Consider the following 11,620-nt stretch of genomic DNA (forward strand, 5'->3'; position numbering starts at 1 on the left):
AGCTGAGTGGGTCAGAGCGCAGGCCCGGGTGGCCGCAGCCGCTGTGCGCACCGGTATAATGCGGGCCCGCTCGATTTCTGGCTGTTGAGGTGAGTAGATGCCGTTCGACGATCAACGCTTTGCTGGAATTGCCCGTCTGTACGGCCGCGAAGGTGCGGAGCGGCTGTTGGCCGCCCATGTCGCGGTGGTCGGCATCGGCGGCGTGGGTTCCTGGGCGGCGGAGGCGCTGGCGCGTTCGGGGGTCGGCGAAATCTCGCTGTTCGACCTGGACGATGTGTGCATCAGCAACACCAACCGCCAGGTGCACGCGCTGGACGGCGCGGTCGGCCAGGCCAAGGTCGAGGCCATGGCGGCGCGCATCCGCGCCATCAACCCGGCCTGCGTGGTGCACGCGGTGGCCGACTTCGTCACCCGCGAAACCATGGCCGAGTACATCACCGAGCAGTTCGACGCGGTGATCGACTGCATCGACAGCGTGGCCGCCAAGGCCGCGCTGATCGCCTGGTGCAAGCGGCGCAAGATCCAGATCGTCACCACCGGTGGCGCCGGCGGCCAGGTCGACCCGACGCAGATCCAGATCGCCGACCTCAACAAGACCTACAACGACCCCCTGGCGGCCAAGGTGCGCTCGATGCTGCGCCGCGACTACAACTTCTCGCGCACCCCGGGGCGCACCTACAGCGTGCCCTGTGTGTTCTCCACCGAGCAGCTGCGCTACCCCAAGCCGGACGGCACGGTGTGTCAGGCCAAGGGCTTCGTCGGCGAAGGGGTCAAGCTCGACTGCGCCGGTGGTTTCGGCGCGGTGATGATGGTCACCGCCAGCTTCGGTATGGCGGCGGTGGCCAAGACGGTGGACAAGCTGGTGGCCGGCGCACGGCGACCGGCCGAGCGCGTGGCGAAAACGTCCTAGTCTTCCGAGTGCTCCGCCGCCAGCTGGCGCATCCGCTGCAGCACGGCATTCAGGCCGTTGCTGCGTGAAGGCGACAGCTGGCGCGACAGGCCGAGCTGGGCGAACCAGTCCGCCAGGTCGACTTCGCCCAGTTGCGCGCCGCTGAGGCCATCGACCCGCGCGAGCAGCACCGCCAGCAGGCCGCGTAGCAGGCGGGCATCGCTGGCGGCGCGAAAGTGCCAGTGACCCTCCTGCTCCTCGCCCACCAGCCAAACCTGGCTTTCGCAGCCGTGCACCCGGTTGGCCTCGTTGCGCTCGTCCTCAGTCAGCGGCGTGAAGCGCTCGCCCCACTGCATCAGCAGGCGGGCGCGCTGTTCCCAGCCCGGGCATTGGGCGAAGGCGTCGAGCGCTTCCTGGGCACCGCAGGGGATACTCATCGCAGCAGCTCCAGGGCCCGGTCCAGGGCGGCGAAGAAGCGCTGCAGGTCGGTGCCGTCGTTGTACAGCCCCAGGGACACCCGCACCGCACCGGCCAGGCCCAGACTGCTGAGCAGCGGCATGGCGCAGTGATGGCCGGCGCGCACGGCGATGCCTTGGTCGGTCAGCAGGTGGGCGAGGTCGGCGTTGTGCACGCCGTCGACGACGAAGCTGGCCAGGGCCACCCGCGGGGCGCCGAGCAGCTGGATGCCGTCGCGGGCGGCCAGGCCGGCCAGCAGCTTGGCGTGCAGCGCCGCCTCGTGGCCGCTGACCGCGGCGGCGTCCAGCGCGTCCAGGTAGTCGAGGGCGGCGCCGAGGGCTATCACCCCGGCGATCGGCGGCGTGCCGGCCTCGAAACCCAGGGGGGCGCCGCGAAACTCGGCGTACTGGTAGTCGGCCAGGCGCACCATCTCGCCGCCGTACTGCCAGTGCGCGAGGCGGCGCAAGGCTTCGCGACTGCCGTAGAGCGCGCCGACCCCGTCCGGGCCGTAGAGCTTGTGACTGGAGAACACGTAGTAGTCGCAGCCCAGGGCCTGCACGTCATGGCGGCCGTGGACCACGCCCTGGGCGCCGTCGATCACGGACAGGGCCCCGTGGGCCCTGCCCAAGGCGATCAGCTCGGCCAGTGGCTGCCAGCAGCCGAGCACGTTGGACAGCTGGCTGAGTGCCAGCAGGCGGGTGCGCGGGCCGATCAGCTCGGCGGCCTGCTGCAGGTCGACCCGCCCCGCGTCGTCCAGGGGCAACACCACCAGCTTGAGTCCGCGGCGCAGCGCCAGCTGTTGCCAGGGCAGCAGGTTGGCGTGGTGTTCCGCAGCGCTGACGGCGATCTCGTCGCCGGCGCGGAACTCGGCCTCCAGGCCATAGGCCAGCAGGTTGAAGGCCTCGGTGGCGCCGCGGGTGAAGACGATCTGACTCGCTTCGGCGGCGTTCAGCCAGCTGGCGACCTTGTCGCGGGTCGCCTCGAAGGCGCGGGTGGCACGCTCGCCGGGCAGGTGCTGGGCACGGTGCACGTTGGCCGCGCCGCCGGCGTAGTAGCCGAGCAGGGCATCGAGTACCGCCTGGGGCTTCTGTGCGGTGGCGGCGCTGTCCAGGTAGGTCTGGCCCTCGGCTTCTAGCGCCAGGATGCCGGGGAAATCGGTGCGCCAGGGGGAAATCAGGGACATGGGGTTCAGGCCTGAAAAAGTCCCGAGAGTGCGGGGATGGTCATGTAGGGTGCGCCGTGCGCCCCCAGTGCTGAACCGCGCACGAAGGGTGCGCGCGGCACAGCCTGCTCGGGGTCAATTATGCGCGTGCAGGGCTTCGTTCAGCTCGATCGCCGACTTGTGGGTCTTGCACTCCACGGCGCCGGTCTGCGAGTTGCGGCGGAACAGCAGGTCCGGCTGGCCGGCCAGTTCGCGGGCCTTGACCAGCTTGACCAGCTGGCCCTGGTCGTCGAGCAGCGCCACCTTGGTGCCGGCGGTGACGTACAGGCCCGATTCCACGGTGTTGCGATCGCCCAGGGGGATGCCGATGCCGGCGTTGGCGCCGATCAGGCAGCCTTCGCCCACCGAGATCACGATGTTGCCGCCGCCGGACAGGGTGCCCATGGTCGAGCAGCCGCCACCCAGGTCCGAGCCCTTGCCGACGAATACCCCGGCCGACACGCGACCTTCGATCATGCCCGGGCCGGCGGTGCCGGCGTTGAAGTTGACGAAGCCCTCGTGCATCACCGTGGTGCCCTCGCCGATGTAGGCACCCAGGCGCACGCGGGCGGTGTCGGCGATGCGCACGCCGGCCGGCACCACGTAGTCGGTCATCTTCGGGAACTTGTCCACCGAGAACACTTCCAGCAGCTTGCCCTTCAGGCGCGCTTCCAGCTGGCGTTCGGCCAGTTCGGCGAGGTCCACCGCACCCTGGCTGGTCCAGGCGACGTTGGGCAGCAGCGGGAAGATGCCGGTCAGGTTGACGCCGTGGGGCTTGACCAGGCGGTGCGAGAGCAGGTGCAGCTTGAGGTAGGCCTCGGGGGTGCTGGCCGGCGCGGCGTCTTCGGCGAGGAAGGTGGCGACCAGGGGGTTGTGGCTTTCGGCCAGGCGGGTCAGCAGCTTGGCCTGCACGGGGTCGATGCCCTTCAGGGCCTCGGCCAGTTCGCCGGCCTGGGTGGTGGTGAAGGCGAGCGCCTGGTTGCCGCCGCTGTAGCCGAGCTTCTCGGCGGCCTTGGCGACCAGCTCGCTGGCCGGGTTGAGCAAAGGCTGCGCGTAGAACACTTCCAGCCAGGTGCCCTGGCGGTTCTGGGTGCCGACACCGAAGGCGACGCTGAAGAGTTGGGTGGACATGGGTTTTCCTCTTGCTGAATTAGGTTGGATCAGGCGGGCCGGCGGCTGAGCAGCAGGCCCAGGCCGGCGCCGCCCAATAGGGCGGCGCAGCCACGGTTGAACAGCTGCCGAGCCCGAGGCGCGGCGAGCAGGCGGCCGAGATGCAGCCCGGCCAGTGAGTAGAGCAGCACGGCCAGCCACTCCAGGAGCAGGAAGGCCAGGCCGAGGGCCGCGAACTGCAGCGCCACCGGCTGCTGCGGGTTGACGAACTGCGGCAGGAACGCGGTGAAGATCAGGATGGCCTTGGGGTTGCCGGCGGCGACCCAGAACTCCTGGCGACTCAGCGTCCACAGCGAACGGCTTGCTGCGCCGGCCCGGCCGTCGAGTTGCGCCGATGGCGCGCGCCACAATTGCAGCGCCAGCCAGAACAGGTAGGCCGCGCCGAGCAGCTTGATGGCCAGGAACAGGCTGGCCGAGGCCTGCAGCACCAGGGCCAGGCCGGATGCCGCCAGGGCGATCATGCCACTGAACGCCAGCAGCCGGCCACTGGCGGCCAGGCAGGCGACGCGCAGGCCCTGGCGGGCCGCGTTGTTCAGCGACAGCAGGTTGTTCGGTCCCGGCGCCAGGTTCAGGGCGAAGCAGGCGGGGATGAACAGCAACCAGGCGATCTCCATGGCGATGCTCCGTGGTTCAGGACAGCGCGGCAGCGTAGCGCTCGGGCTTGAAGCCGACCAGGGTCTTGTCACCCAGGTCCAGCACCGGACGCTTGATCATCGACGGCTGGGCCAGCATCAGTTCGATGGCCTTGGCCTGGTCGAGGTCGGCCTTCTGCGCCTCGTCGAGCTTGCGGAAGGTGGTGCCGGCGCGGTTGAGAATGGTCTCCCAGCCGTGCTCCTCGCACCACTGCTGCAGGCGCTCGCGGTCGATGCCGAGCGCCTTGTAGTCGTGAAAGGCATAGTCCACGCCGTGCTCGTCGAGCCAGGTGCGGGCTTTCTTCATGGTGTCGCAGGCTTTGATGCCAAACAGGGTCTTGCTCATGCTTGCAGGCTCTTCACGAATTCACGGATGCGCTCGGCGGCCTCGACGCACTCGGTCAGCGGCGCGACCAGGGCCATGCGCACGCGCCCGGCGCCCGGGTTGCAGCCCTCGACGCTGCGCGACAGGTAGGAGCCCGGCACCACGGTGACGTGCTCGCGGGCGAACAGTTCGCGGGTGAAGGTCTCGTCGTCCACCGGGGTCTTGGCCCACAGGTAGAAGCCGCCGTCGGGCCGCTGCACCTCGAGCACGCCGTCGAGGATCGCCAGCACCGCGTCGAACTTCTCGCGGTACAGGGCGCGATTGGCCCGCACATGCACCTCGTCGCTCCAGGCGGCGACGCTGGCCAGCTGGGTCTGCACCGGCATGGCGCAGCCATGGTAGGTACGATACAGCAGGAAGGCCTTGAGGATGTCGGCATCGCCGGCGACGAAGCCGGAGCGCAGGCCCGGCAGGTTCGAGCGCTTGGACAGGCTGTGGAACACCACGCAGCGGGCGAAATCGCTGCGGCCCAGCTCGGCGCAGGCGCTCAGCAGGCCGGCGGGCGGCTGCTGCTCGTCGAAGTACAGCTCGCTGTAGCACTCGTCGGCGGCGATGACGAAGTCGTACTGGTCGGCCAGGGCGATCAGCTTCTTCAGGGTGTCCAGGGGAATCAGCGCGCCGGTGGGGTTGCCCGGCGAGCACAGGAAGAGGATCTGGCAGCGCTGCCAGATGTCCGCCGGCACCGCGTCGAAGTCCGGGTTGAAGCCCTGTTCCTCCAGGCACGGCAGGTAGTGGGGCTGGGCACCGGCGAGCAGCGCCGCGCCCTCGTAGATCTGGTAGAAGGGGTTGGGGCTGACCACCAGGGCCTGCTCGTCGCGCCGGACCACGGCCTGGGTGAAGGCGAACAGCGCCTCGCGGGTGCCATTGACCGGCAGCACGTGGCGCGCCGGGTCGAGCCAGCCGCTCGGCAGGTTGAAACGCTGGCCGCACCAGTTGGCGATCGCCTCGCGCAGCGCCGGCACGCCCAGGGTGGTCGGGTAGACCGCCAGCTGGTCGAGGTTGGCGCTCAGGGCCTCGGCGACGAAGGCCGGCGAGCGATGCTTGGGCTCGCCGATCGACAGGGCGATGGCCTTCTTCTCGCTGGACGGCTGGGCGCCGGCCAGCAGGGCGCGGAGCTTCTCGAAGGGGTAGGGCTGCAACTGGTTCAACGCATCATTCATGGCAATTTCCTGGTACTGCTACGGCTTGCCGACGGGCCTAGTTGGGCACCGCGGCGGTGCAAGGCTGTCGGTCAGATACTGATTCGGTTGGGCTCGCTCAGCAGCTCGCTGGCTTCGGTGAGCTGGGCGACGATGGTTTCCTGCAGGCGCACGCACAGCGCCGGATCGGACAGCGGCTGGTTGTCCGCGTCGGTAACGAAGAACACGTCCTCCACCCGTTCGCCGAGGGTGGCGATCTTGGCATTCTGCACCGACAGGTCGAAATCGAGGAATATCCGCCCGACCCGCGCCAGCAGGCCGGGGCGGTCCGGGGCGGTCAGCTCGAGCACGGTCACCGGCCGCTGGGCGTCGTTGTAGATGGTCACCCGCGGCGGGAAGTCGAAATGCTTGAGCTGGCGCGGCACCCGGCGCTGGATGATGCTCGGGTACTCGTCCGGGTTCTTCAGCGCATCGATCAGGCCCTGGCGGATCTGGCGGATCCGCGCCGGGTTGTCGCCGATCGAGCCGCCTTCGCCCTCCAGCACTATATAGGTGTCGAGGGTGAACTGGCTGGTGGAGGTGAGAATCCGCGCGTCGTGGATGTTCAGGTTGAGCTGGGCCATCGCCGCCACGGTCACGGCGAAGAAGTCGTGTTGATCCTGGGCGTAGATGAAGATCTGGGTGCCGCCCTCGAACTCGCGCTGGGTGGTTTCCTTGATCAGCACCAGGGGGTTGCTGTTGTTGCCGTGCTGGAGGATCGCCTCGGTATGCCAGGCCACGTCGCCCGCCGTGTGGCGCAGGAAATAGTCGTCGCCGAGCTGCGCCCAGAGCTGTTCGGCATCGTCCTGGTCGGTGCCGCCGCGCACCAGGATGTCCAGGGCCGCGCCCTGGGTCAGGCGGATCTGCTCCTCGCGCTCCAGGCGATTCTCCAGGCCGCGGCGCAGGGCGCGCTTGGTCTCGGTGTAGAGCTGGCGCAGCAGACTGGCGCGCCAGGAGTTCCACAGGCTCGGGTTGGTGGCGTTGATGTCAGCCACGGTGAGCACGTAGAGGTAGTCCAGGTGGGTCTGGTCGCCGACGAACAGGGCGAAGTCATGGATCACCTGGGGGTCGGAGAGGTCCTTGCGCTGCGCGGTGGTGGACATCGTCAGGTGCTGCTGCACCAGCCAGACCACCAGCTTGGAGTCCCACTCGGGCAGTTGGTGGCGGGCACAGAAGACCTCAGCGTCCAGCGCGCCGAGCTCCGAGTGGTCGCCGCCGCGGCCCTTGCCGATGTCGTGGTAGAGCCCGGCCAGGTAGATCAGCTCGGGCTTGGGCAGCCTGTCGATCAGCTTGCTGGCCAGGGGGAACTTCTCCGCCAGCTCCGGCCACCTGAACTTGCGCAGGTGCTTGATCAGGTTGAGGGTGTGGGCGTCGACCGTGTAGATGTGGAACAGGTCGTGCTGCATCTGCCCGACGATGTGGCCGAACTCCGGCAGGTAGCGACCGAGGATGCCGTAGCGGTTCATCCGCCGCAGGTTGCGGTGGATGCCCTGGCCGCTCTTGAACAGCTCGATGAACAGGCTGGTGTTGCGGATGTCGTTGCGGAATTCGTCGTCGATCAGGTGGCGATGGTCGCGCAGCAGGCGGATGGTGTCGGCGCACACGCCGCGGATCTCGGTGTGCTGGGCCATCAGCACGAAGACCTCCATGATGGCGAACGGCGTGCGTTTGAAGACGTTCGGGTGGGTCACCTCGATATAGCCGTCGCGCACTTGGAAGCGACTGTTCAGCGGGCTCGCCGGCGCCTTTTCGCCGGCGCGCAGGATGACCTCCTCGAAGTGCTGTTTGATCAGGTCGCTGAGCTCGGCGATGCTCATCACCACCCGGTAGTACTTCTGCATGAAGCGCTCGATGGCCCGTTGGTTGCCGCTGCCTTCGAAGCCGAGCAGGGCCGCGACCTGGGCCTGGTGATCGAACAGCAGGCGGTCTTCGGCGCGGCCGGCGAGCATGTGCAGGGCGTAGCGCACACGCCAGAGGAACTCCTGGCTGGAGGCGAGCAGGGCCTGTTCACTCTCGAGGAGGAAGCCCTGGCCGACCATCGCGTGCAGGTTCAGCGTGCCGAAGTGGCGGCGGGCGACCCAGAGGATGTTCTGGATGTCGCGCAGGCCGCCGGGCGAGCCCTTGACGTTGGGTTCGAGGTTGTACTCGGTGTCGTTGTACTTGCGATGGCGGGCCCGCTGCTCCTCGCGCTTGGCCAGGAAGAACTGCTTGCTCGGCCACATCCGCTCGCTGCTGGTGACCTCCAGCATGCGCTGGCGCAGGCGTTCCGGGCCGGCGATGGTGCGGCTTTCCATCAGGTTGGTGATCACCGTCAGGTCGGCGCGGGCTTCCTCGGCGCACTCATCGACCGAGCGCACGCTCTGACCGACCTCCAGGCCGATGTCCCAGAGCAGGGTAAGGAAGTGCTCGATCGGCTCACGGAAGGTCTCGTGGTCGGCACTGTCGAGCAGAATCAGCAGGTCGATGTCGGAAAACGGGTGCAGCTCGCCGCGCCCGTAGCCGCCGACCGCTAGCAGGGCGATGTCGGCGTCCTCGCTCCAGTCCAGGCGACTCCAGGCCTCGCGCAGGATCTGATCGGCGAACCAGGCGCGATCCTCGACCAGACGGCGCACTTCGCGGCCCGCCCGAAAACGTGCGTCGAGCACGTCCTTGGCGCGGCGAATGGCCTTCTTGAAGGCAGCGATGGGGCTGGACTTCAGGGCCAGTTCCGCCTGGAACTGGCCGCGGTCGAACAATTCCGGGTCTACCTGCGGCATGCAACGGCTTTCCTATATGGGCGGCGGATCAGGCCGAGGTGCGGGCGATGGTGTCGTCGCTGCGCAACGTGAAGATCTCGTAGCCGTCGGCGGTGACCAGAATGGTGTGCTCCCACTGGGCCGAGAGCTTGCGGTCCTTGGTGATGGCGGTCCAGCCGTCGCCGAGCAGGCGGGTCTCCGCGCGGCCCTGGTTGATCATCGGCTCGATGGTGAAGGTCATGCCTTCCTTCAGTTCCATGCCGGTGCCGGCGCGGCCGTAGTGCAGGACCTGCGGCTCCTCGTGGAACACCTTGCCGATGCCGTGTCCGCAATATTCGCGCACCACCGAGAAGCCGTTCTTCTCGGCGTGCTTCTGGATCACTTCACCGATGTCGCCGAGGCGGGTGCCCGGGCGGACCAGTTCGATGCCCTTGTACATGCACTCCTGGGTGACCTTGGCCAGGCGCTCGGCCCACTCGGGCGCCTTGCCGACCATGAACATCTTGCTGGTGTCGCCGTGGTAGCCGTCCTTGATCACGGTGACGTCGATATTGACGACGTCACCGTCCTTGAGCGGCTTTTCATTGGGGATGCCGTGGCAGACCACATGGTTGACCGAGGTGCAGATCGACTTGGGGAAGCCCTTGTAGTTGAGCGGCGCGGGGATGGCCTGCTGCACGTTGACGATATAGTCATGGCAGATGCGGTCCAGCTCATCGGTGGTCACGCCGGGCTTGACGTGCTCGCCGATCATTTCCAGCACCTCGGCGGCCAGGCGGCCGGCCACGCGCATTTTCTCGATTTCTTCGGGCGTCTTGATGGTGACGGTCATGCGGTCTCTCTCGGCGCTCGGCGGCGCAAGGCAAAAAAAGGAAAGCCGGGATTCTATCAGAGAAGGCGACGACCGGCGGCATGGGCGAGGGCGCGGGGCTGGATGGTGGTGGAGCGCACCCGGGATTATCTGTCGTTGTGGGTAGCTTATGGGGCGCTGCTATGGTATAAAACGCGCCGCTTTCAGGGCTGCCAGCCCGAAGGCACAAACCCACACACGTATCGACACGGTTTCCTGGGTGCCCGCAAGGGTTGGAAATTGGGATGCGTGGAGGCCTAACCCGACTTATCAAGGAACTATCATGTCCCAAGTCAATATGCGCGATATGCTGAAGGCCGGTGTGCACTTCGGCCACCAGACCCGTTACTGGAACCCGAAAATGGGCAAGTACATTTTCGGCGCGCGCAACAAGATCCACATCATCAACCTGGAAAAAACCCTGCCGATGTTCAACGAGGCGCTGTCCTTCGTTGAGAAGCTGGCTGCGGGCAAGAACAAGATTCTGTTCGTCGGCACCAAGCGTTCCGCTGGCAAGATCGTTCGCGAAGAAGCCGCTCGTTGTGGCTCGCCGTTCGTCGATCACCGCTGGTTGGGCGGCATGCTGACCAACTACAAGACCATCCGCGCTTCGATCAAACGTCTGCGCGACCTGGAAACCCAGGCTCAGGACGGCACCTTCACCAAGCTGACCAAGAAAGAAGCCCTGATGCGCACCCGCGACCTGGAAAAACTGGATCGCAGCCTGGGTGGTATCAAGGACATGGGCGGCCTGCCGGACGCACTGTTCGTGATCGACGTCGACCACGAGCGCATCGCCATCACCGAAGCCAACAAGCTGGGCATCCCGGTCATCGGCGTGGTCGATACCAACAGCAGCCCGGAAGGTGTGGACTACATCATCCCGGGTAACGACGACGCCATTCGCGCCATCCAGCTGTACATGGGTGCCATGGCCGACGCCGTAGTGCGTGGTCGCAGCAACGCTGGCGGCGGCACCGACGAGTTCGTCGAAGAAGCCCCGGCCTCCGAAGCGGCTGAAGGCTAAGCGGTAAGCTTCTAGCGTTACTCGCTGCGCAAAAAGGGGGCTAGGCCCCCTTTTTGCCACTCACAGAATTAATTGCCCGGCCTGACGGGTGAAGTGGTTGAAGACCTATCCAAGAGGATTCGAACATGGCAGAGATTACTGCAGCCCTGGTTAAAGAACTGCGCGAGCGCACCGGCCAAGGCATGATGGAGTGCAAGAAGGCTCTGGTTGCCGCCGGTGGCGACATCGAGAAGGCCATCGACGACATGCGCGCTTCCGGCGCCATCAAGGCCGCCAAGAAGGCCGGCAACATCGCCGCCGAAGGTTCGATCGCCGTACGCGTCGAAGGCGGCCGTGGCCTGATCATCGAAGTCAACTCGCAGACCGACTTCCTGGCCCTGCAGGATGACTTCAAGGCGTTCGTCAAGGACAGCCTGAACGAAGCCTTCGAGCAGAACCTGACCGATGCCGCGCCGCTGATCGCTTCCCGCGAGTCCGCGCGCGAGGCGCTGGTTGCCAAGTGCGGCGAGAACGTCAACATCCGTCGCCTGACTGCCGTTTCCGGCGACACCGTCGGTGCCTACCTGCACGGCCACCGCATCGGTGTTCTGGTGGTCCTGAAGGGCGGCAACGACGAGCTGGCCAAGCACGTTGCCATGCACGTTGCTGCGTCCAACCCGGCTGTTGTCAGCCCGGATCAGGTTTCCGAAGAGCTGGTTGCCAAGGAGAAGGAAATCTTCCTGCAGCTCAACGCCGAGAAGATCGCCGGCAAGCCGGAAAACATCGTCGAGAACATGGTCAAGGGCCGTATCAACAAGTTCCTGGCCGAAGCCAGCCTGGTTGAGCAGGCGTTCATCATGGATCCGGAAGTCAAGGTCGGTGATCTGGTGAAGAAGGCCGGTGCCGAGATCGTTTCCTTCGTACGTTACGAAGTAGGCGAAGGCATCGAGAAGGCCGAGACCGACTTCGCTGCCGAAGTCGCTGCTCAGGTTGCTGCCAGCAAGCAGTAAACTGGTCTAGCAGTCTACTCAGGCTGTCGCCCCGAAGAGGCTGCCCGCTCGCGCGTGCGGCCTCTTTTTCGAAGTGGGACGGCAAATTGGCCTGGGGAGCGAGTCGCG

11 protein-coding genes are annotated in these 11,620 nt (G+C 66.6%); 3 read left to right on the forward strand and 8 right to left on the reverse strand.

What is annotated here, in order from left to right; all coding sequences use genetic code 11:
* The first annotated feature begins 97 nt into the window (after positions 1 to 97).
* Entirely contained in the window at positions 98 to 910 is an 813-nt protein-coding gene (tcdA, locus tag ACSX1D_RS05120; protein ID WP_439861262.1) for a tRNA cyclic N6-threonylcarbamoyladenosine(37) synthase TcdA, read from the forward strand.
* Here tcdA and ACSX1D_RS05125 read toward each other — a convergent pair.
* The 8 genes from ACSX1D_RS05125 to map form a co-directional block, all read right to left on the reverse strand.
* On the reverse strand, positions 907 to 1,326 hold the full coding sequence (locus tag ACSX1D_RS05125) for a SufE family protein (protein ID WP_439861263.1): 420 nt from the start codon (positions 1,324 to 1,326) through the stop codon (positions 907 to 909). The genes tcdA and ACSX1D_RS05125 overlap by 4 nt on opposite strands.
* Positions 1,323 to 2,528 carry an aminotransferase class V-fold PLP-dependent enzyme gene (locus ACSX1D_RS05130; protein WP_439861264.1) on the reverse strand — a complete coding sequence of 402 codons (1,206 nt, stop codon included), beginning with the start codon at positions 2,526 to 2,528 and terminating at the stop codon, positions 1,323 to 1,325. The genes ACSX1D_RS05125 and ACSX1D_RS05130 overlap by 4 nt, the downstream gene beginning before the upstream one ends.
* A gap of 114 nt (positions 2,529 to 2,642) precedes the next feature.
* Complete coding sequence (dapD, locus tag ACSX1D_RS05135; protein ID WP_208708783.1) at positions 2,643 to 3,677, reverse strand: 2,3,4,5-tetrahydropyridine-2,6-dicarboxylate N-succinyltransferase; 1,035 nt, start codon at positions 3,675 to 3,677, stop codon at positions 2,643 to 2,645.
* 29 nt (positions 3,678 to 3,706) lie between these two features.
* Complete coding sequence (locus ACSX1D_RS05140; protein WP_439861265.1) at positions 3,707 to 4,330, reverse strand: LysE family translocator; 624 nt, start codon at positions 4,328 to 4,330, stop codon at positions 3,707 to 3,709.
* Between the two features lie 16 nt (positions 4,331 to 4,346).
* Positions 4,347 to 4,694 (reverse strand): ArsC family reductase, encoded by a 348-nt coding sequence (locus tag ACSX1D_RS05145; protein WP_439861266.1) that lies wholly within the window; start codon positions 4,692 to 4,694, stop codon positions 4,347 to 4,349.
* Positions 4,691 to 5,893, reverse strand: coding sequence for a succinyldiaminopimelate transaminase (gene dapC, locus ACSX1D_RS05150; protein WP_439861267.1), 1,203 nt, complete (start codon positions 5,891 to 5,893; stop codon positions 4,691 to 4,693). The genes ACSX1D_RS05145 and dapC overlap by 4 nt, the downstream gene beginning before the upstream one ends.
* Positions 5,894 to 5,964: 71 nt before the next feature.
* Positions 5,965 to 8,667, reverse strand: coding sequence for a [protein-PII] uridylyltransferase (locus ACSX1D_RS05155; protein WP_439861268.1), 2,703 nt, complete (start codon positions 8,665 to 8,667; stop codon positions 5,965 to 5,967).
* A 28-nt stretch (positions 8,668 to 8,695) separates the two neighbouring features.
* Complete coding sequence (gene map, locus ACSX1D_RS05160; RefSeq protein ID WP_439861269.1) at positions 8,696 to 9,478, reverse strand: type I methionyl aminopeptidase; 783 nt, start codon at positions 9,476 to 9,478, stop codon at positions 8,696 to 8,698.
* Between the two features lie 301 nt (positions 9,479 to 9,779).
* On the opposite strand from map, the gene rpsB reads away from it, so the two are divergent.
* Positions 9,780 to 10,523, forward strand: a complete 744-nt coding sequence (rpsB, locus tag ACSX1D_RS05165; protein WP_208708789.1) for a 30S ribosomal protein S2 — start codon at positions 9,780 to 9,782, stop codon at positions 10,521 to 10,523.
* Positions 10,524 to 10,648: 125 nt separating this feature from the next.
* Positions 10,649 to 11,512 carry a translation elongation factor Ts gene (tsf, locus tag ACSX1D_RS05170; RefSeq protein ID WP_208708790.1) on the forward strand — a complete coding sequence of 288 codons (864 nt, stop codon included), beginning with the start codon at positions 10,649 to 10,651 and terminating at the stop codon, positions 11,510 to 11,512.
* The last annotated feature ends 108 nt before the right edge of the window (positions 11,513 to 11,620 follow it).

Origin of the sequence: Pseudomonas sp. MBLB4136 (genome assembly GCF_051904765.1) — a bacterium.
Taxonomy (GTDB): domain Bacteria; phylum Pseudomonadota; class Gammaproteobacteria; order Pseudomonadales; family Pseudomonadaceae; genus Aquipseudomonas.

Coding starts and splice junctions, on each gene's coding strand:
- tcdA (WP_439861262.1), top strand. CDS start 98: ATGCCGTTCGACGATCAACGCTTTGCTGGAATTGCCCGTCTGTACGGC.
- ACSX1D_RS05125 (WP_439861263.1), bottom strand. CDS start 1,326: ATGAGTATCCCCTGCGGTGCCCAGGAAGCGCTCGACGCCTTCGCCCAA.
- ACSX1D_RS05130 (WP_439861264.1), bottom strand. CDS start 2,528: ATGTCCCTGATTTCCCCCTGGCGCACCGATTTCCCCGGCATCCTGGCG.
- dapD (WP_208708783.1), bottom strand. CDS start 3,677: ATGTCCACCCAACTCTTCAGCGTCGCCTTCGGTGTCGGCACCCAGAAC.
- ACSX1D_RS05140 (WP_439861265.1), bottom strand. CDS start 4,330: ATGGAGATCGCCTGGTTGCTGTTCATCCCCGCCTGCTTCGCCCTGAAC.
- ACSX1D_RS05145 (WP_439861266.1), bottom strand. CDS start 4,694: ATGAGCAAGACCCTGTTTGGCATCAAAGCCTGCGACACCATGAAGAAA.
- dapC (WP_439861267.1), bottom strand. CDS start 5,893: ATGAATGATGCGTTGAACCAGTTGCAGCCCTACCCCTTCGAGAAGCTC.
- ACSX1D_RS05155 (WP_439861268.1), bottom strand. CDS start 8,667: ATGCCGCAGGTAGACCCGGAATTGTTCGACCGCGGCCAGTTCCAGGCG.
- map (WP_439861269.1), bottom strand. CDS start 9,478: ATGACCGTCACCATCAAGACGCCCGAAGAAATCGAGAAAATGCGCGTG.
- rpsB (WP_208708789.1), top strand. CDS start 9,780: ATGTCCCAAGTCAATATGCGCGATATGCTGAAGGCCGGTGTGCACTTC.
- tsf (WP_208708790.1), top strand. CDS start 10,649: ATGGCAGAGATTACTGCAGCCCTGGTTAAAGAACTGCGCGAGCGCACC.